This is a genomic window from Sphaerisporangium rubeum (assembly GCF_014207705.1).
In the GTDB taxonomy this organism is placed as follows: domain Bacteria; phylum Actinomycetota; class Actinomycetes; order Streptosporangiales; family Streptosporangiaceae; genus Sphaerisporangium; species Sphaerisporangium rubeum.
In genome coordinates, this window is record NZ_JACHIU010000001.1 from 2,530,495 (window position 1) to 2,549,342 (window position 18,848).

17 protein-coding genes are annotated in these 18,848 nt (G+C 70.7%); 6 read left to right on the forward strand and 11 right to left on the reverse strand.

Translation table 11 applies throughout. The annotated features are described in order from the left end of the window. Positions 1 to 64: 64 nt before the first annotated feature. Positions 65 to 3,049 carry an endo-1,4-beta-xylanase gene (locus BJ992_RS10775; protein WP_184980038.1) on the forward strand — a complete coding sequence of 995 codons (2,985 nt, stop codon included), beginning with the start codon at positions 65 to 67 and terminating at the stop codon, positions 3,047 to 3,049. 43 nt (positions 3,050 to 3,092) lie between these two features. Here the strand turns inward: BJ992_RS10775 and BJ992_RS10780 are convergent, their stop codons facing one another. After that, a complete protein-coding gene (locus tag BJ992_RS10780; RefSeq protein ID WP_184980040.1) occupies positions 3,093 to 3,452 on the reverse strand; it encodes a ribbon-helix-helix protein, CopG family in 360 nt (119 codons plus the stop codon). Further along, positions 3,449 to 3,694, reverse strand: a complete 246-nt coding sequence (locus BJ992_RS10785; RefSeq protein ID WP_184980042.1) for a hypothetical protein — start codon at positions 3,692 to 3,694, stop codon at positions 3,449 to 3,451. The genes BJ992_RS10780 and BJ992_RS10785 overlap by 4 nt, the downstream gene beginning before the upstream one ends. A 275-nt stretch (positions 3,695 to 3,969) precedes the next feature. On the opposite strand from BJ992_RS10785, the gene BJ992_RS10790 reads away from it, so the two are divergent. Then, positions 3,970 to 6,201, forward strand: a complete 2,232-nt coding sequence (locus BJ992_RS10790; RefSeq protein WP_343072595.1) for a transglycosylase domain-containing protein — start codon at positions 3,970 to 3,972, stop codon at positions 6,199 to 6,201. On the opposite strand, the gene BJ992_RS10795 is transcribed toward BJ992_RS10790, so the two are convergent. Next, a complete protein-coding gene (locus tag BJ992_RS10795; RefSeq protein WP_184980044.1) occupies positions 6,187 to 7,848 on the reverse strand; it encodes an ABC-F family ATP-binding cassette domain-containing protein in 1,662 nt (553 codons plus the stop codon). The two genes, BJ992_RS10790 and BJ992_RS10795, sit on opposite strands and share 15 nt — an antisense overlap. Positions 7,849 to 8,130: 282 nt before the next feature. On the opposite strand from BJ992_RS10795, the gene BJ992_RS10800 reads away from it, so the two are divergent. From BJ992_RS10800 to BJ992_RS10810, 3 genes are all read left to right on the forward strand, one after another. Beyond that, a complete protein-coding gene (locus BJ992_RS10800; protein ID WP_281390333.1) occupies positions 8,131 to 8,643 on the forward strand; it encodes a DUF5753 domain-containing protein in 513 nt (170 codons plus the stop codon). Between the two features lie 15 nt (positions 8,644 to 8,658). Next, the gene (locus BJ992_RS10805; RefSeq protein WP_184980048.1) at positions 8,659 to 8,835 is read left to right on the forward strand and encodes a DUF397 domain-containing protein; all 177 of its coding nucleotides are present in this window, start codon (positions 8,659 to 8,661) and stop codon (positions 8,833 to 8,835) included. 118 nt (positions 8,836 to 8,953) lie between these two features. Beyond that, positions 8,954 to 9,277, forward strand: a complete 324-nt coding sequence (locus BJ992_RS10810; protein ID WP_184987860.1) for a tetratricopeptide repeat protein — start codon at positions 8,954 to 8,956, stop codon at positions 9,275 to 9,277. A 67-nt stretch (positions 9,278 to 9,344) separates the two neighbouring features. Here BJ992_RS10810 and BJ992_RS10815 read toward each other — a convergent pair whose 3' ends face one another. The 7 genes from BJ992_RS10815 to BJ992_RS10845 form a co-directional block, all read right to left on the reverse strand. Then, entirely contained in the window at positions 9,345 to 10,715 is a 1,371-nt protein-coding gene (locus BJ992_RS10815) for a sensor histidine kinase (protein ID WP_184980050.1), read from the reverse strand. Positions 10,716 to 10,801: 86 nt separating this feature from the next. Then, a complete protein-coding gene (locus BJ992_RS10820; RefSeq protein ID WP_343072596.1) occupies positions 10,802 to 11,839 on the reverse strand; it encodes a M24 family metallopeptidase in 1,038 nt (345 codons plus the stop codon). Next, positions 11,779 to 12,711, reverse strand: a complete 933-nt coding sequence (locus tag BJ992_RS10825) for an oligopeptide/dipeptide ABC transporter ATP-binding protein (protein WP_343072597.1) — start codon at positions 12,709 to 12,711, stop codon at positions 11,779 to 11,781. The genes BJ992_RS10820 and BJ992_RS10825 overlap by 61 nt, the downstream gene beginning before the upstream one ends. Then, positions 12,708 to 13,505 carry an ATP-binding cassette domain-containing protein gene (locus BJ992_RS10830; protein ID WP_184980052.1) on the reverse strand — a complete coding sequence of 266 codons (798 nt, stop codon included), beginning with the start codon at positions 13,503 to 13,505 and terminating at the stop codon, positions 12,708 to 12,710. Before BJ992_RS10830 ends, BJ992_RS10825 begins: the two co-directional genes overlap by 4 nt. After that, entirely contained in the window at positions 13,502 to 14,353 is an 852-nt protein-coding gene (locus tag BJ992_RS10835; RefSeq protein WP_184980054.1) for an ABC transporter permease subunit, read from the reverse strand. Before BJ992_RS10835 ends, BJ992_RS10830 begins: the two co-directional genes overlap by 4 nt. Beyond that, complete coding sequence (locus BJ992_RS10840; RefSeq protein WP_184980056.1) at positions 14,350 to 15,444, reverse strand: ABC transporter permease; 1,095 nt, start codon at positions 15,442 to 15,444, stop codon at positions 14,350 to 14,352. The genes BJ992_RS10835 and BJ992_RS10840 overlap by 4 nt, the downstream gene beginning before the upstream one ends. Beyond that, positions 15,419 to 17,041 carry an ABC transporter substrate-binding protein gene (locus tag BJ992_RS10845; RefSeq protein ID WP_184980058.1) on the reverse strand — a complete coding sequence of 541 codons (1,623 nt, stop codon included), beginning with the start codon at positions 17,039 to 17,041 and terminating at the stop codon, positions 15,419 to 15,421. The genes BJ992_RS10840 and BJ992_RS10845 overlap by 26 nt, the downstream gene beginning before the upstream one ends. Before the next feature lie 119 nt (positions 17,042 to 17,160). Between BJ992_RS10845 and BJ992_RS10850 the strand changes: the two genes are divergently transcribed. Beyond that, on the forward strand, positions 17,161 to 17,805 hold the full coding sequence (locus BJ992_RS10850) for an Lrp/AsnC family transcriptional regulator (RefSeq protein ID WP_184980060.1): 645 nt from the start codon (positions 17,161 to 17,163) through the stop codon (positions 17,803 to 17,805). A 585-nt stretch (positions 17,806 to 18,390) separates the two neighbouring features. On the opposite strand, the gene BJ992_RS10855 is transcribed toward BJ992_RS10850, so the two are convergent. Then, entirely contained in the window at positions 18,391 to 18,729 is a 339-nt protein-coding gene (locus tag BJ992_RS10855; protein WP_343072598.1) for an avidin-fold protein, read from the reverse strand. Between the last annotated feature and the right edge of the window lie 119 nt (positions 18,730 to 18,848).

The window sequence follows — 18,848 nt, forward strand, 5'->3', positions numbered from 1 at the left end:
AGAAAGGGTCACCGGCCGAGGGGACGGCCGGTGGCCCTCGTTCGCGATCCTTGAGGAGACTCGCGTGACCTTCCCCCGTTCCCGGGTGGCGGCCGTCCTGCTCTGCCTGGCCCTGCCCCTGACCTTCGCCACGGCCGTCCTCGCGGCCGCCACCACGATCGCCGCGTACGGCTTCGAGGACGGTACCCCGCAGGGCTGGTACGCGCGTGGCGGCGGCGTCACGGTCGCCGCGACCACCGAGGCGGCCCGCACCGGAGAACGTTCCCTGCTCGTCACCGGCAGGACCGACACCTGGAACGGCGCCTCGGTCACCCCGCCGCTCGAAGCAGGCGTGCGGTACGACATCACCGCGTACGCGCGCCTCACCGCCGGCCAGCCGTCCGCCACCGTCGCGCTCACCATGCAGCGCACCACCGACGGCGCCACCACCTACGAACGCGTCGGCGCGGCCACCGTCACCGACGCCGGCTGGGTGGAGATCTCCGGCACCTACACCTTCTCCGCCGAGTCCACCCTGGAGCTGTACGCCGAGAGCTCCGACCCGACCGGCCGGTACTACCTGGACGACGTCACCGTCACCTCCGACACCGACCCCGGCACGTCCGGCGCGGCCAGCGACTTCGAGAGCGGCACCACGCAGGGCTGGTCCCCGCGCGCCGCCGCGCAGCTGACGGTGACCACCGACCAGGCGCACGGCGGCACCCGCAGCCTGCTGTCCACCGCGCGGCAGGACTTCTGGGACGGGCCGTCGCTCGGCGTCCTCGGCAAGATGACCAAGGGCTCCAAGTACGACCTGTCGGTGTGGGTGCGGCTCGGGCCGGACGTCACCGCCGGCGAGCTCGGCATGTCCGTCGAGCGGCGCACCGGCGGCACGCCGAGCTACGAGCGCGTGGCGGCGCCGCAGGCGATACCGCAGGGCCAGTGGGTGCGGCTCAGAGGCACCTACACCCTGGCGTACGACGTGGACTTCCTCAGCGTGTACATCGAGTCGTCCTCCGGCACGTTCCCGTTCTACATCGACGACTTCGCGCTCACGTACGTCGAGCCGAAGCCCATCCAGACCGGCATCCCGTCGGTGAAGGACACCGTGCCGTTCACCTTCGGCGCCGCGGTGGCGCGCGAGTCGACCCTCGGGGTGCACGGCGAGCTGCTCGCCAAGCACTTCGGCAGCCTCACCCCCGGCAACGCGCTCAAGTGGGACGCCACCGAGCCCGCCGAGGGCCAGTTCGTCTTCACCGACCCCGACTACCTGGTGGACTACGCGCAGCGGCACGGCATGCAGTTCCGCGGCCACACCCTGGCCTGGCACAGCCAGACGCCGGACTGGGTCTTCAAGGACGGCGACCGCGACCTCACCGCCTCGGCCGCCGACAAGGCGCTGCTGCTGTCCCGGCTGGAGAACCACGTCAGGACCGTCGTCGGCCGGTACAAAGGCAAGATCAAGGTGTGGGACGTCGTCAACGAGGTCGTGGACGAGTACCAGCCGGACGGCATGCGCCGCAGCAAGTGGTTCACCATCACCGGCTACGACTTCATCCGCACGGCGTTCCGCGTCGCGCACGAGGTGGACCCGGCGGCCGAGCTCGTCATCAACGACTACAACACCGAGTTCCCGCGCAAGCGTGAGGCGCTGTTCAACCTGGTCAAGAAGCTCAAGCGCGAAGGCGTGCCGGTGCAGGGGGTGGGCCACCAGCTGCACCTGAACATCGAGCAGCCGCCGGCGGCCGAGGTCGAGAAGACCATCGAGTACTTCAAGCCGCTCGGCCTGGACCAGCAGGTCACCGAGCTGGACGTCAGCGTGTACACCGACTTCGTGTCGTCCTACACCACCGTCCCCGCCGAGGTGCTGGCCCTGCAGGGGTACCGGTACAAGGAACTGTTCGACGTGTTCCGCCGCCAGGCCTCGTCGCTGTCGTCCGTCACCGTGTGGGGCCTCGCCGACGACGGCACGTGGCTGTCGACGTTCCCCATCACCCGGCTCAACCCGCCGCTGCTGTTCGACGACGAACTGCAGGCCAAGCCGGCGTACTGGGGTGTCGTCGACCCCGCACGCCTGCCCGCGCTCGTCCGCCGCGGCGAGGCCCCGCGCGGCACCGTGAAGCTGGACGGATCCCGCGAGCCCGAGTGGGACATCCTGCCGGACACCCCGGTCGCGCGGATCGGCACCGTGTCCGCCGCCTTCCAGGCCCGCTGGTCCCCGTCCGGCCTGAGCGTTCTCACCGAGGTCACCGACCCCACCTGCGACAGGACCGACACCCTCACCCTCAGGGCCGGCACCACCACCCGCACCTCCAAGCGCGACGGCACCGCCACCTGGTACCGCGCGACGGCCACCCCCGGCGGCTACCGCGTCGAGGCGACCCTCCCCGCGACCGCCACCCAAGGCGCCACCGTCCCGTTCGAGCTGACGGCCCTGGACGGCAAGACCGGTAAGAGCGCCACCTGGTCCGGCGAACTGACCCTCACCCCCCAGGTCCAGCGCACCCAGGCCGCCAAGGGCACCCCCGTCCTGGACGGCGTGGCCGACCCCGTGTGGTCCAGGTCCCCCGAGTTCCGCACCGCCACCTGGATCCAGGGCACCACCGGCGCCACCGCCAGGATCCGCACGTTGTGGGACGACAAGAACCTCTACGTCCTGGCGAAGGTCACCGACCCGTCCCTCAGCGAGGAGTCCCCCGACGCCTACCAGCAGGACTCGGTGGAGATCTTCGTCGACCCGGCCGACAACAAGACCAAGGGCTACGACGACGACGACGGCCAGTACCGCGTCTCCTACACCGGCAAGCAGACCATAGGCGGCACCTTCGACGCCTTCGCCGTGAAGGACAACCTCACGAGCGCCGTCAAGATCATCCCCGGCGGCTACGTGGTGGAGGCGTCGATAGCCCTCCCCACCATCACCCCGAAGAAGGGCACCTACCTGGGCTTCGACCTCCAGGTCAACGACGCCACCGGCCCCGCCAGAACCTCCGCCGTCACCTGGAACGACCCCACCGGCCGCTCCTACCTCGACACCTCCCACTGGGGAGTACTCGAACTCACCAAATAACCCGGCCCCCGGTCCCCGCCACCCCGGCGGGGACCGGCCCTGCTCATCCCGCTCTGAGGAACTGCTCGAAGGCCTCCCGGGCCAGCGCCGAGATCGTCTTGCCTTCCTGAGCGGCCCGCGTCTTAGCTCGTTCCCTCAACTCCTCGGGAACCCGGAAAGAGACCCGGGGGGAGTGCGCGGCGTCGCCGGTAAGGGACGGACGTCCCCCGCGGCCGGTCGGCACCGGCACTCGACCTTCGGCGATGGCACGATGAACATCGGCGACGGCCGCGTCCACGTACTGGTCGGTGATCCGGTTCCCCTTGGTGTCGTAGATCTCTTCAGAATCGCCGTCGATCTCAGAGTCGTCGTCCAAGGCAAGTTCGATGTCCTCAGGTGGCCAGCCTGCCTCATGCTCGGTCATGGCTTTGTCCTCCTAAAAGCGGTCGGCATCACGTGCAGGATCACCAGGGACTTCTCGGTGAGAATGCCGATCACCTCCAACTCGATGCCCCGATCGTCTTCCCCGATCCACACCCACCGATCCTCCAGGCCGGGGTCGCCCGCCGGGACGATGACCGGGGGGCCTGATCTCACTACGTGAAGGGCATGCGCTCGCCCGATGCGGTGCTTCCGTGCCGAGCGGTAGAAGCGCAACTTCCTCATACCCATATTATGTCCGACACAACTTGCGCGGATAGGGGGAATCGGTTGGGCCGCCGAAGTGAGTGAGCACGAACGGGGGAAGCGCGAGTGGCAAAATCACGCCTTTCAGGTACGAACCGGTGCTTATCTGTCTTTGACGGCATCGGATGGTGGCGACAGACTGCCCGTCGTACTCACGTCCATCGACGGAAGGCACGACACATGCGGTTCCTCCGGCGCGCCACGTTCACGGCGCTGGCCGTCCTGGAGCTCGGTCCCGTTCCCGGGGGGCACTGATGCGGCGCGAAGCGAAGTCCGCGGTCGCGTCACTGGCCGAGGTGCCGCAGGGGACGGGGGCCAAGATCGCGCATCTGGTGATGGTCGGGGCCATGGCGGGGTTGCTGGCCGCGGGGCTGGCGTTGCCGGCGGTCGGGGGAGCGGGGTCGGTGATCGCGGGGGCGGCGGAGGATCTCACGCCGCTCGCGTTGTCGGAGCCGCCGCTGGCGGAGAAGACCACGGTCGTGGACGCCGGGGGGAGGCCGATCGCGCAGTTCTGGGACACCTACCGGGAGATCGTGCCGCTCGGCAAGGTCGCGGAGGTCATGCGGACGGCCATCGTCGCGATCGAGGACTACCGGTTCTACCAGCACGGGGCCATCGACGTCGAAGGCACGGTGCGTGCACTGGCGAAGAACCTCCAGGCCGGGGGAGTGAGCCAAGGGGGGTCGGGGCTCACGCAGCAGTACGTCAAGCAGGTGCTGCTGAACACGGCGGTCACCGACGACGAGAAGGCCAAGGCTCTGGAGTCGAGCTACGCGCGCAAGCTCACCGAGTTGCGGTACGCGATGGGGGTGGAGCAGAAGTACACCAAGGACCAGATCCTGGAGAAGTACCTCAACATCGCGTACTTCGGCGCGGGGGCCAACGGCATCGAGGCGGCGGCCAAGCGGTTCTTCGGGGTGCACGCCTCGCGGCTCACGCTCGCGCAGGCGGCCACGCTGGCCGGCGCGGTACAGCTCCCCACGGCCACCGACCCCGAGGGGGGTGCGGCCAACCGTAAGCGGCTGCTGGCGCGGCGCGACGTCGTGCTCGACCGCATGGTGCAGCTCAAGAAGATCACCGCCGAGCAGGCCGCGGCGGCTAAGGCGCAGAAGCTCGGCTACAAGGGGACGCCGCTTCCCGGTGGCTGCGTCGCCAGCCCGTACCCGTACTTCTGCGTGTACGTGCGCGAGGAGTTCCTGCGGGACCGCGCGTTCGGCGCCACCCAGCGGGACCGCGCGCTGCTGCTGTCACGTGGCGGCCTGACCATCCACACGACGCTGGACCGGCGTGCGCAGGCCGCGGCCGACCGCGCGATCAGGCGGTACGTCCACGCGTCCGACCAGGCGGTGGCCGCCGAGGCGCTCGTCCAGCCCGGCACCGGCATGATCAAGGCGATGTCGGCCAGCCGCAGGTACGGCACGTCGGCGCGGGACCGCGAGGTGTCGTACAACATCGTGGCCGACGAGGCGCACGGCGGCATCGGCGGCTTCCAGGCCGGCTCGACGTTCAAGACCTTCACCCTGATCACGGCGCTGAAGAAAGGCATGAAGGTCAACGACGGCTTCACCGTCGGCAACGGCTTCCGCGCCTCCGGGTACGGCGACTTCGTCGACTGCTCAGGCGGCCGGGTCGGCGACCCCACGCACACCGTCACCAACGACGAGGGCTCACCCGGCTTCAAGTCGCTCAGCACCGGCACCTGGGAGTCGGTCAACACGTTCTTCATGGAGCTGGAACGCCGCGTCGGGCTGTGCGACACCGTGCAGACCGCGCGGTCCCTCGGCATCAGGCGCGCCGACGGCCGGCCGCTGCGGCAGTACGAGACGTTCACCCTCGGCATCAACGAGATGGACCCCGTGACCGTCGCCAACGCGTACGCCGCCATCGCCGCCAGAGGCCGGTACTGCGCGCCGATGTCCATCACCAAGGTCCTCGACCGGGACGGCAAGGCCACCGACCTGCGGCCCCGGTGCCGCGAGGCCCTCGACCCCGAGGTGGCCGACGCCACGGCGCACGTGCTGTCCGGGGTGTTCACCAAGGGCACCATGCGGGCCGTCGGCGGCATCGGCCGCGACGCCGCCGGCAAGACCGGCACCAACGACGACCAGGCCAGCGCGTGGTTCGCCGGCTTCACCCCCGACCTCGCCGGCGCCGTCAGCATCGGCGACCCCCGAGGCGCCATCGCGCACAAACTGAACGGCGTCACCATCGGCGGCCGCTACTACGGCGCGGTCTTCGGCGCCACCATCCCCGGCCCCATCTGGCGCGACACCATGCTCGCCGCGCTGAAAGGCACCCCCGCCACCCCCTTCACCGAGCTGAACACCGCGAGGTTCGGCGGCTGCGCCTCGTCCTGCCGCCCCGCGCCACCCACCCCCGACAAGGAGGAGGACGACGCGGCACCGGACGGCCAGGGAGACGGCCAGGAGGACGCTCCGGCGGCCGAGGACGGCACGACCAAGCCGGGGGACTCAGCCGCTCGCTGAGGCCGCCAGCAGCTCGTGTACCTCCTCGGCGGTGGTCTCGGTCAGCTCCTCGCCGAGGAGGAGCCAACGGGTCATCCCCGCCGACGCGAGGAAGGCCAGATCGTGGCTGGCGACCACCAGGGCCCCTTGGTAGGACTCCAGCGCGGTCGTGAGGCGGCGGACGCTCGCCACGTCGAGGTTGTTGGTCGGCTCGTCGAGCAGAAGCAACTGTGGAGCGGGCTCGGCCAGCATCGTCGCGGCGAGCGCGGCGCGGAACCGCTCACCGCCGGAGAGGGTGCCGGCGAGCTGACCGGCGCGCTCACCCCGGAACAGGAAACGTGCGAGCTGGGACCGGATGTGGTTGTCCGTCACCCCCGGCGCGAGCCGTGCGACGTTCCCCGCGACGCTCAGCGCGTCGTCCAGCACGTCCAGCCGCTGCGGCAGGAACCGCAGCGGCACGTGCACCCGGGCCTCCCCGGCCGCCGGCGCCAGCTCCCCGGCGAGGACCCGCAGCAACGTGGTCTTCCCGGCCCCGTTGCGGCCCACCAGCGCGACCCGCTCGGGCCCGTGCACCCGCAGGTTCGCTTCCCGCAGCCGGCCGTACGGCAGGCCCAGCCCGTCCAGGCTCAGCACCGAACGTCCCGTGGGTACGGCGGTGTGCGGCAGGTCGACCCGGATCTCGGCGTCCGGCCTGACGGCGCCGGCCGCCTCCTCGCGCCGCTCACGTGCCTCGTTCAGCCGGTCCTCGTGCAGCAGCCGCAGCTTGTCACCCGACTCCTGCGCCGAGCGCTTCTTCTCCCCGGCGACGATGCGCGAGGCCCGCCGCTGCGCGTCCGCCTTCCTGCTCTGCCGCTGCCTGCGCGCGATCTTGATCTGCGCGTCCTCCAGCTCCTTCTTCTGCCGCCGCACATCGGCCTCCGCCGTACGCAGCACCCGCTCCGCCGTCTCCCGCTGCGCCGCCACCGCGTCCTCGTACGCCGACCACCCCCCGCCGTACCAGCTCACCGCGCCACCACGCAGCTCCCCGATCCGGTCGACCCGCTCCAGCAGATCCCGGTCGTGACTCACCACCACGAGGACTCCGGACCGCCACGACTCCACCGCGTCGTACAGCCGCCGCCGCGCGAACAGATCGAGATCGTTGGTCGGCTCGTCCAGCAACAGCACATCCGGCCGCTCCAGCAGCGCCGCCGCGAGCCGCAGCAGCACCGTCTGTCCCCCCGACAGCGCACCGACCGTCCGGTCCAGCGCCACCCCGTCCAGCCCCAGCCCGCCGAGCGTCGCGAGCGCACGCTCCTCCACGTCCCAGTCGTCCCCGAGAACCGTGAAGTGCTCCTCACGAACGTCCCCCGCCTCGATGGCCCGCAGCGCCGCACGCCTCTCGGCGATCCCAAGGGCTTCCTCCACCCGCATCCCCGTGTCCAGCGTCACGTTCTGCGGCAGATACGCGAGGCTCCCGCTCACCGTCACCGACCCCGCCGACGGCGTCAACCGTCCCGCGATCAGCCGCAACAGCGTGGACTTCCCCGTCCCGTTGCTCCCCACGAGCCCGTTACGTCCCCGTCCGATCGTCAGGGACAACCCGTCGAACACGGCCGTCCCGTCCGGCCACCGGAAAGACAGCCCCGAGCAACTGACCGAAGCCCCGGCCGTACTGATGTCGTTCATCGCTCACCCGCATCGTCGCGTCCGTACAGGAACTCCGTATGCGAGCGCCACGCGGCAGCCGAGCCGACAGGAAACAGTCCTGGCATCGAGGGATTCCCGGCTCATACACCGAGGTCGCATCCACGCACCGCCACAAAGTGACGTCCCGTACGGCTGGAGCCGTACCGCGCGGCGATCGCGAACCTCAGATGTACAACGTCCACCTCGATCAGAGACAACAGGACGCTATGACTGTACCCCACTCGAATTCGCCGCCACCTCCACCCACGTCACCGTCCGCCGATGCCCCACCGTCACCCCCCAGCACGCACTCACCGCGTCCACCAGTCGCAACCCTCTCCCCCCGCACGCCACCGTCCCGAGTTCCCCGGCCCATTCCGGCACCGCTTGCGCATGGCTCGTCAGGAGACCGTCACGCGAACCGAGGACCCACTTGAGTTCTGGACCGTACTCAATGAGGCGGCCATCAGACGGTGTGTCGGAGGACCGGCGGTCATGAGAGAACAGCTTCGACGGCTCGCCGATGTGGCCGAGCTTCCGAACGTCACGGTGCAGATCCTGCCCTACGGAGTAGGCGCGCACGCGGCGATGATGGGACCTTTCACCATAGTGACCTTCAACGAGGACGGTGCGGACGACGTCACCTATCTGGAGTACGCCGCCGGAAGTCTTTACCTTGAGAAGCGTGATGCTGTGCGCAACTACACCCGTGCCTTCGACGACTTGCGCGCGTCGGCACTGGATCCCCGTGGATCGTTGGACTTGATCAGGCGGACGGCGGATACCTTCGCCTAGCTCGGAAGGAAGTTCATGAACTGGCGCAAGAGCAGCTACAGCGGGGGAAACGGCGGCAGTTGCGTCGAAGTCGCCAATCTGCCGGACGGCGGCTATGCCGTGCGTGACTCCAAGCGGCCCGGCGGCCCGGTGCTGCGGTTCGCGGCGGCCGAGTGGACGTTGTTCGTTCAGGATCTCAAGACCGGTCCCTGAGCAGCGGGGAACAGCCGGTGAGGGCCAGGTGTTCCACGGACGTCGAACCCGTTGTCCATCGGGTGACGTCCGGAAGAAAGGGCTCACGGTGAGCTACGAGGAGTTCCAGCGCGCGGTGATGTACTTCGACGCGCAGGACTACCAGGAGGCGGCGCGGATCCTTGTGCCGATCGTGGCGGAGGAGCCGGGGAACAGGGCCGTCGTGGAGTTGCTGGGGAGGGCCTACTTCCACAGCGCGCAGCTCGGGAGGGCCGAGGAGGCGTTCCGGCGGCTGGTGGAGATCGATCCCTGTAACGGGTGGGCCTACCAGGCGCTGGCACGGACGCTGGACCGGCGGAACCGTGGGGACGAGGCGGAGAAGTACCGCAGGATGGCGCGGGTCATGGGGGCCGAGGAGATCACCGCGGTGAACATGGCGGTTCACGCGGCGGAGCTCGTTTAGCAGGTCGCGGAGTCCGGACATTCCTTGAGGATGTCCGGACTCCGTGTTCGGAGGGCTGTTCCGGTTTTCAGTGAGGTGGTTGGCCGTCCGGGGGGTGGATGGTGAGGAGGGGGACGGTCAGGACGAAGCGTGCGCCGGCGGGGCTGTCCTCCAGGCGGAGGGTGCCGTTGTGGCGGTGGGCTATTTCGCGGGCTATGGCGAGGCCGAGGCCGGTGCCTTGCTGGTCTTTGGCTCGTCCGGCGGGGAGGCGGGTGAAGCGTTGGAAGACGACTTCGCGTTGGTCGGCGGGGATGCCGTCGCCGTCGTCCACGACTTCGAGGACGGCTTTGCCGTTCCTGTGGCGGACGAGGACGGTCACGGTGGAGGTGGCGTGGCGTTCGGCGTTGTCGAGGAGGTTGGTGAGGAGGCGGGCAAGCTGGAGGCGGTCGCCGCTGACGACGACGCCGGGTTCCAGGCCGAGGACCACGCGGCGGCGTCGGGTGCGGTGGTTCAGTTCGGTGCGGACCAGTTCGGAGAGGTCCAGGTAGCCGCGGACGATGCGTTCGCCGGCGTCCAGGCGGGCTATCAGGAGCAGGTCGGTGACGATGGCCTGCAGGCGGTCCAGACTGGTCATCAGGGCTTCGCCGGTTTTCACCCAGTTGGTGTCGGCGGGGTGCAGCAGGCCTTCCTCGATCTGCGCGCGCATGGCGGTGATGGGACTGCGCAGATCGTGGGAGGCGTCGGAGGCGAAGCGGCGCTGGCGTTCCACCGACTGGCGTAGCTTGTCCAAGGTGACGTTCACGCTGGTGGCGAGGTCGCCGATCTCTTGGCTCGGTGTCGCGGCGGAGCTCCAGGACGGCTCGTCGGCGGTGACCTCGGCCAGCTTGTCACGGACGGCACGCACCGGCCGCAGGAGGTGCTCGACGAACCTCCGCGCCAGATAGGCCGCGGCGCCGGTCACGGCGAGAGACCCCATGAGGAGCACGACGAGCAGCCATGGGGTGACGTACCACGGCACGGAGTGGTCGAATCCGTAGACGAGCACCGCGCCTCGGGGGCTCGGGACGCGTGTCGCGACCACGAGCGCGCAGCCGTCCTGCAGAGTGGCCGAGGCACACTCCTCGGCGGACGCCATCGCGTGCCCCAGCCCCGGGGACAGGCGGCTCAGCCGTGGCCGGCCCACCAGGGCCGGAGTGGACGAGAGGATGCGGCCGGTCTGCTCGTCCACCACCTGGACGGCCGGGATGGGCTGGATCGGCAGGACAGGCGGCAGCATGCCCTGCTCGGCGCCGTACCCCACGACCAGCGTCCTGTCTGCGACCTTGTGCCGCAGGTCGGCGATCGCGGGCCCGCGCACGCCGTGGATGACGAGCGCGCTCGCCCCCACACACGCCAGTGCCGTCAGGACGCCGGCGATGATCGCAACCTGCGTCCGGAGGGACCAGTTGCGCCATGGCATCACCGCCGCCCCCCGTGTCCGCCTCGTGATCACCTTAAATGCGCATCATTCGCGGTCACCGGAGCGAACCGGCAAGTTGCCGGAAACTATGGATCAAGGACATGCAGGGCCGGAGCGGCCAGGTTCATCGGCCGCACTCCCGAAAGCGTGCACTCCACCACGTCCCCCACCCGTGCCCCGTACAGATCGGGCACATGCACACCTGGCGCCACGACCAGGGTCATCCCCGGCTCCAGCGGCGTGCCGTCCCCAGGCGCCAGCCGCGGCGTCTCGCGCGGATCGAGCCCGATGCCGTGACCGGTGCCGGTGGCCGTGTACGGGCCGTAGCCGCTGTCGTCCAGCACGGTCCACGCCGCGGTGTGCACGTCGGCGGCCGTCGCACCGGGCCGTACGGCCGCGAGCGCGGCGTCCCTGGCGGTGAGCAGCACCGCGTGCAGCGCGTCGAAGTCCTCAGGCGGCTCGGCGACGACGAAACCGCGGCTCGCCACGGCGTGGTAGCCGCCGTACCTGGCGGTGACGTGGATCTGCACGGCGTCGCCGGGGTTGATGACCCGGCTCGTCGAGGTGTGGCAGGACCGCGCGGTGTTCTCCCCGGCGGCCACCGTCACCGCGACCACCCCCGGAGCGCCGGACTCCCCGGTGAGCCGCCGCGCCATGCCTTCCTCGGTGGCGCCGTACCACGGCAGTTCCCGCGCCACGGCGAGCACCCGGTCCGCGGCCTCGGCGGCACGGCCGACGGCGGCGACCTCGGACGGCCGTTTGCGTGCGCGCAGCGGCCCGAGCACCGCCGACGCCAGCACCAGGTCGGCCTGCACGCGCAGCGCGAACAGTTCACGGGCCCGCATCTCGCCGTCCACCGCGACCCGCGCCGCACCGGCCGGCAGCAGCTCCGCCGCCTCCTCGGGGCCGGCCGCCAGCACCGGTTCACGGCCGGGGACCAGCACGAGGAACCCCTCCGGCTGCCATCCGGTGACGTATCGCTGGTCGATCGACGGCCGCAGCACCATGGCGTCCAGACCGGCCTCCGCCATGCGCGCGAGGACGGCGGCCATGACCTCGGCGGTCATGACGGCGGGTACAGCCAGCAGGACACCGGGCCGGACGCGGGTTCCTCGCGCGAGCACACGTCCATCGCCTTGGGGCAGCGCGGGTGGAACCGGCAGCCAGGCGGCGGGTCGGCCGGGTCCGGTACGTCGCCGGGGAGCTCCTCGGGGAGCCGGCCGAGGCCGTCGGCCGCGGGGACGGCCCGCAGCAGCGCCTCGGTGTACGGGTGTCTCGGCCGGGCCCACACCTCGGCGGTCGGACCGGTCTCCACGATCTTGCCGAGGTACATCACCGCGATCCGGTCGGCGATGATGCGCACCACCGACAGGTCGTGGCTGATGAACAGCAGCCCGGCGCCTGACTCGACCGCGAGGGTGCGCATCAGCGTCGCCACCGTGGCCTGCGCGGACGCGTCGAGCGCCGAGATCGGCTCGTCGCCGATCAGCAGGGACGGCCGGGCCGCGAGCGCACGCGCGATGGCGACGCGCTGCCGCTGGCCGCCGGAGAACTCGTGCGGGTACCGCGCGGCCATCGCGGCCGGCAGTCCCACACGTTCCAGCATCTCCTCCGGGGTCGTGGTCCGGTCGCGTGCCACGGCGAGGCCGTCGGCGATCTGCGTCCCGACCCGGCGCCGCGGGTTGAGCGAGGCGTACGGGTCCTGGAACACCATCTGCACGCCGGTCAGCGCGGCGTCCCTGCGACGCAGGCCGAGGCGGCTCACCGGGGTGCCGCCGAACGTGACGCTGCCGCCGGTCGCCGGGGTGAGGCCGCACACGGCGCGCGCGAGCGTCGACTTGCCGCACCCGGACTCGCCGACCAGCCCCACGACCTCGCCGGCCGCCACACCGAGGCTGGCCCCGGCCACGGCGCGTACGGCGGGTCGTCCCGGTGCGCGGTGGTCCACGACCAGGTCGCGCACCTCCAGCAGCGGCGCCGTCGTCGATGAGGTCACGAGCCCTCCTCCGGGGACGGGGTGCCTGCCTCACGGGGCAGCGCGTCGAGCAGGGCACGGGTGTAGGGATGCTCGGGTTCACGCAGCACGCGGGAACGCGGCCCGGTCTCCACGACCAGGCCGCCGCGCATGACGCTCACGTCGTCGGCCACGGCAGACATGACGCCGAGGTCGTGCGTGACGAGCAGCACCGCGAGCCCGAGGTCGTCGCACAGCCGCCGCAGCAGCCGCAGCACCCCGGCCTGCACGGTCACGTCGAGCGCGGTGGTCGGCTCGTCGGCGATCAGCACCTTGGGGCCGCAGGCCAGCGCGACGGCGATGGCGACGCGTTGCCGCATGCCGCCGGAGAACTGGTGCGGGTACCGGCCCGCCGCCGTCGCGGGGGAGGGGATGCGCACCTGGGCCAGCAGGTCGACGGCGCGCGCCTGCGCCTCCGCCTTGCCGAGACGCAGGTGGTGGCGCATGTGCTCGGTGATCTGCCGGCCGGCGGTCAGCATGGGATGCAGGCTGGTCGCCGGGTCCTGGAACACCATGGCGATCTCCCGGCCGCGCACCTGGTTCAGCTCACGCGGCGGCAGGCCGAGCAGGTCACGGTCGCCGAGCGCGATCCGTCCCGACGCGCGAGCGCCGTGGGGGAGCAGGCCCAAGGTGGCGAGGCCCGTCATGGTCTTGCCTGAGCCGCTCTCACCGGCCAGCCCGTGCACCCGGCCGGGGGCCAGGGCCAGGTCCACGCCGCGCAGGATGCCGTGGCCCCCGATGGACACCTTCAGGCCCTCGATGCTCAGGGTGCTCACAGCGCACGCTCCTTGATGGCGCGCGCGGTCCGCGGGTCCAGCGCGTCCCGCAGCGTGTCGCCGAGGAAGTTGAAGGCCAGCACCACCGTGAGGATGGCGAGACCGGGGAACGTCGCCACCCACCAGCTGTCGAACACCTCGACGCCGGACGCCACCATGGCCCCCCACTCCGGGGACGGCGGCTTGGCGCCGAGCCCGAGGAACGACAGGCCCGACAGCAGCAGCAGCGCCGTGCCGATGTCCAGCGTGGCGAGCACCAGCACAGGGCCGGTGATGTTCGGCAGGACGTCCACCCGCAGCGACCGCCACGCCGAGAACCCGAGCAGCCGGCCGCTCAGCACGAACTCACGTTCCCGCACACCGAGCACCAGGCCACGGGTGACCCTCGCGTACGCGGGCCACGCCACCACCAGCACGGCGAGGACCGCGTTGGTGAGGCTCGCGCCGAGCGCGGCGGCCACCACCATGGCGAGGATCACCGTGGGGAACGCGAACACCAGGTCCGCGAGGCGCATCACGACCTCGCCGAACCACCGGCCGAAGTACCCGGCGCACGCGCCGAGCACGCCGCCGATCAGCATGGACAGCACCACCAGCAGCAGCGTCAGCGGGATCGACACCCTGGCCCCGTACATGACCCGCGACAGGATGTCGCGGCCGAGCTGGTCGGTGCCGAACCAGTGGCCCGGGCCGGGGGAGGCGAGGCGCGGCAGGTCCTGCGCCAGCGGGTCGTGCGGCGCGATCAGCGGCGCCGCGAGCGCCACCACCAGCCACGCCAGCGCGGCGAGGGCCCCGGCGACGGCCAGCGGACGGCGCCACGCGTCAGGCAGGCGGCCCCAGAGCCTCACGACAGCCTCACTCTCGGGTCGATCACGCCGTACAGCACGTCCACCACCAGGTTGATCAGCACGTACACCGCGCCGACCACCAGGCCGACCCCCATCACGGCCGGCAGGTCGAGCGTGGTGGCGCTCTTGTACGCGTACTGGCCGATGCCGGGCCGCGCGAACACCGACTCCACCAGCACCGTGCCGGACAGCAGGCTGCCGAACGCCAGGCCCGCGACCGTGATGATCGGCACGAGCGCCGACCGCAACACGTACCGCGTCAGCACCGTGCGGCCCGGCAGGCCCTTGGCCCGCGCGGCGCGCACATGGTCCTGGCCGAGCACCTCCAGAACCGCCGAGCGGGTGAACCGCATGAGCAGCCCGATGGTGTACGCCGCCAGCACCAGCGCCGGTGTCATCAGGTGACCCACGGCCGACGCGAACACGTCCCACTGGCCCGCCAGCGCCGAGTCCACCGTGAACAGGCCGGTGACCTGCGGCGGCGCGCTCATGTCCGGTGCGATGCGGCCGCTTCCCGGCGCGATGCGCAGCCGGAAGAAGAACAGGTAGAAGGCCAGCAGCGCCAGCCAGAACGTCGGCACCGAGATGCCGACCAGCGCCACCAGCCGCAGCAGGTGATCCGGCAGCCGGTCCCGGCGCAGCGCCGCCACCAGGCCGAACGCCACCCCGGCGACCAGCGACACCGTGATCGCCGCGCCGGCCAGCTCGATGGTGGACGGCACGAGCTCGGCGAGATCGGTCAGCACGGGACGGTGGCTCTGCTGACTCATGCCGAGGTCGCCGCGCAGCAGCCCGCCGAGGTAGGTGAGGTACTGCTGCGGCAGCGGCTTGTCCAGGCCGTGCTCGGCGCGGAACTGCGCCACGATCGCCGGGTCCGACAGCGCGCGCTGGCCGAGGTTGGCCGTCACGGGGTCGCCGGGGACCAGGTTGGTCAGAACGAACGTGACCAGCGTGATCCCGAGGCCGAGCAGCAGCGCCACCGCGACCCTGCGCAGCAGGAACCGCGCCAGCGGATGCCGTGCCCCGGCGGTGCGGCGCTGCGCCGCCGTACCGCCGGGGGACGGGTCACTTGGCGCCGAGAGCGGCGACATCGACCGTCCACACGGGGTGGAACTCAAGGCCCGTGACCGACGGGACGGTCACGATGTTCTGGCCCGGCTGGATCAGCGGCACGAACGGCCCGGTGGCGTTCAGCCTGGTCTGGATCTCGCCGTACAGCGGCTTGCGCGCGTCGTCGCCGATGGTGGTGGCCGCCTTGTCGCCGAGCGCCTCAAGCTCCTTGTCGGCGCCGGCCTTCCACCCGGCACGCAGGCCCACGGTCTTACCCGGCAGGAACACCAGGTAGTCGGTCGGGTCGGGGTAGTCGGGACCCCAGTACCACAGGCCGAGCTCCTCCTTGCCGTTGCGGTAGTTGTCCAGCGCGGTCGCCACCGGCGCGGGGGCCAGGTCGACTGTGATGCCGACCTCCTTGAGGTTGGCCTGGATGCGCTCGGCGATCGGCTGGAACGACAGGCCCTGCAGGGTCAGGTCGCTCGGGTACTCCAGCGTCACCGACGGGCTGCTCACACCGGACGCGGCGACCGCGGCCTTGGCGCCTTCGACGTCACGCGTGACGGCCTGATCGGGGGTGAGCGCGCCGAGCAGCATCGTCGGGATCACGCCGGGGGCCTGCACCGAGCCCTCGCCGGCCAGTTCAAGCAGGCCCTGGTAGTCGATCCCCTTGCGGATCGCTTCGACGATCTTGGGGTTGGTGGTGACCTTGCTGACCGCCGTGTCCTGGTTGGCGAGCAGGAACAGCACGTTCGCCGAGGCGGTCTGCACCTTGGTGTAGTCCCCGCCGACCGTCTTGATCTGGTCGCCGGACAGGTCGAGGGCCACCTGGCTGTCGCCGCGCTGCACGTTGAGCTTCTGGGTGGCCGACTCGACGTTGCGCAGCACGACCTTGGTGTACGTCGGCTTGTCCGGGCCCCAGTACTTGGGGTTGGCGGTCAGCACGACCTGCGACTGCGCGTTGAACGACTCCAGCGTGTACGGCCCGGAGCCGGCCGACGCGCCGTTGAGGTAGGTCTCGGCCTTGTCGGACTCGTCACCGGTGCCGCCGTTGGCCTTGACGACCTTGGAGTTGAGGATGCCGAGCGCGGGGTTCGGCAGGATGAACGGCAGCGCCGGGTTGGCGATCTTGGAGGTGAGCGTGACCGTCGTCTCGTCGGTCGTGGCGACCTGCACGCCGTCCAGCAGGAACGACGGGTTGCCCTTCATGTCCCGCACGCGGTTCAGCGAGAACACCACGTCGTCCGCGGTCACCGGGGAACCGTCGGAGAACGTCGCGCCGCGGCGCAGCTTCAGCGTCAGGACCTTGCCGTCCTCGGACTGCTCGTAGGACTCGGCGAGGGAGGGGACCGGCTTGGTCACGTCCGAGCCCTCGAAGGTCAGCAGCGTGTCGTAGAGGGCCTTGCCGATGATCAGGCCGGTGGGCTCGTAGTTGCGGCCCGGGTCGGCGGTCTTGAGGGTGAAGGAGGCGTCGACGACCAGCGTCTTGGCCGCCGTACCGCTCTGGCCGCTCTGACCGCTCTGTGCCGGGGTGCCGCCGCCACCGCACGCGGCGAGAGTGAGGGCGCCGGCGAGCAGGACCGGCAGCAGAGCCGCCCTCACCTGCCACGCCGCGCGGCGCCGCGAAGGGGTCGCCATTTTTGGTCCTCCGGAATTGTGCTGTCTGGACGGTTGTTGGCGTGTCGTCGAGGATTGTGCGGCGAAACGTCCGGTTCGCGGCAGCGCAGCGAGACGGATCGAGTGGATGGGGTTCAGGTATGACCGAAATGTCAGGCGGGTCATCACGTGGCGGCGGGCTCGCTGGACGTATCGGCATCGGTCTCCAGCTCGACGCCGTCCACATGAAGATCCTTCAGGTGCTCCGCGAGAACGGCCGCATCTCCGTCGCGGCCCTCGCCGAACGCGTCGGCATCTCCCGGGCCAGCGCCTACACCCGTTTCGAGGCCCTGCGCGCCGACGGTGTCATCAAACGCTTCACCGCCGAGGTCGACCACGTCCGCGCCGGCCTCGGCATCACGGCCCTGGTGTTCGTCACCGTCCGCCAGCAGATGTGGAAACAGTTCCGCGCTCAACTGGCCCAGATGCCGGAGGTCGAGTACTGCGCCATCACCACCGGCCAGCACGACGCCATGATCCAGATCCGCATGCCGGACGTCGCCAGCGTCCACACCCTGGTCACCGAACGCCTGGCCGGCATCCCCGCCGTCAAGGCCACAGAAACCGTCTTCATCCTCGACGAAGTCCTGAAACGCCCCTACGTCCTCCCCTCCGACCGCACCCCCCGCCGCCACCCCCCGACCCCCACCCCACCCCCCACCGAAACCTCCACCCCCATCCCCCTCGGCAAAATGCGCTTCGTAGGCGCCGCAGAAGGCCGAACCGACCTACGCGGCGACACCTGACAACCCACGTCCCCCCACGGTCCCGCGCCGCCACCTCGCGATCCCGCGCCGCCACCCCCGCGGTCCGGCCCTGTCACCCCCGCGGTCCGGCCCTGTCACCCCCACGGTCCCGCGCCGCCACCTCGCGATCCCGCGCCGCCACCCCCGCGGTCCGGCTCTGTCACCCCCGTGGTCCCGCGCCGCCCCCCGCGGTCCGGCCCTGTCACCCGGTGGTCCCGCGCCGTCACCCCCGCGGTCCCGCGCCGTCACCCTCCACTGACGCACGCGATTCTGTTCGGCGCCGACGCGGCGGGACGTGGTACGGCGAATTCGGCGCCTTCGTACATACGTCAACCGGTGGCGCAAGGAGGGTAGGTCACCGCCGACGTCGTAATCTTCGCCTTTTCGATTAAAAACCCCCATCTGGGTCGCTGTGGTCTCAGCCCACCCATCAGAGCCGGCCCACTCCAACTCGGCCACCCACCCAAAACCCTCACCGCGTCCCGTCCGGCGCACAGCGCGCCGCACAAGAGAGGCACGGCGGCACGCCGCGTCCTGTCCGACGCACACCGGGCCGCGCAGGAGAGGTGCGGCGCACGCGCCGGATCAGCGGATCTCCTCGCACACGCTCACCTGCGGATCGTCGTCCCCCTCGAACAGGAACTCCTCCACCAGCCGCAACCGTCCGTCCCCCAGCGACTCGACCCGGGAACTGCTCCTCCCCCCGGTACGCTCCCCGCTCTTCAGGACATGCACGTACGTCAACTCGACGAGATCCCCGTCCCGTGTCCCCACGAACCTCCCGTGCGCCACGGTGTCCCCGTCGTACCGTCCCCACACGACCCCGTCCGCCTCCTCGTAGACGAACCGGGTGGGACCCGACGGATCCACGACACTCGCCGTGGAGCTCACCATCACGAACTCGCGTCCATCAAGCAGATTCACGTCACTCACCCCCCGCATGCTGCCGACCCGCACCCGCCACGCAACCCTGCCTGGACATTTAGCTCACATCCCCAGGAATCACCTGGTGATCCGTCCAGGATCACGGACAGCGGAACAGA

What these genes read in the sequence shown, in the direction of transcription:
- BJ992_RS10780 (WP_184980040.1), bottom strand. Translation starts at nt 3,452, where the DNA reads ATGACCGAGCATGAGGCAGGCTGGCCACCTGAGGACATCGAACTTGCC.
- BJ992_RS10785 (WP_184980042.1), bottom strand. Translation starts at nt 3,694, where the DNA reads ATGAGGAAGTTGCGCTTCTACCGCTCGGCACGGAAGCACCGCATCGGG.
- BJ992_RS10790 (WP_343072595.1), top strand. Translation starts at nt 3,970, where the DNA reads ATGCGGCGCGAAGCGAAGTCCGCGGTCGCGTCACTGGCCGAGGTGCCG.
- BJ992_RS10795 (WP_184980044.1), bottom strand. Translation starts at nt 7,848, where the DNA reads ATGAACGACATCAGTACGGCCGGGGCTTCGGTCAGTTGCTCGGGGCTG.
- BJ992_RS10800 (WP_281390333.1), top strand. Translation starts at nt 8,131, where the DNA reads ATGCCCCACCGTCACCCCCCAGCACGCACTCACCGCGTCCACCAGTCG.
- BJ992_RS10805 (WP_184980048.1), top strand. Translation starts at nt 8,659, where the DNA reads ATGAACTGGCGCAAGAGCAGCTACAGCGGGGGAAACGGCGGCAGTTGC.
- BJ992_RS10810 (WP_184987860.1), top strand. Translation starts at nt 8,954, where the DNA reads ATGTACTTCGACGCGCAGGACTACCAGGAGGCGGCGCGGATCCTTGTG.
- BJ992_RS10815 (WP_184980050.1), bottom strand. Translation starts at nt 10,715, where the DNA reads ATGCCATGGCGCAACTGGTCCCTCCGGACGCAGGTTGCGATCATCGCC.
- BJ992_RS10840 (WP_184980056.1), bottom strand. Translation starts at nt 15,444, where the DNA reads ATGTCGCCGCTCTCGGCGCCAAGTGACCCGTCCCCCGGCGGTACGGCG.
- BJ992_RS10845 (WP_184980058.1), bottom strand. Translation starts at nt 17,041, where the DNA reads ATGGCGACCCCTTCGCGGCGCCGCGCGGCGTGGCAGGTGAGGGCGGCT.
- BJ992_RS10850 (WP_184980060.1), top strand. Translation starts at nt 17,161, where the DNA reads ATGACCGAAATGTCAGGCGGGTCATCACGTGGCGGCGGGCTCGCTGGA.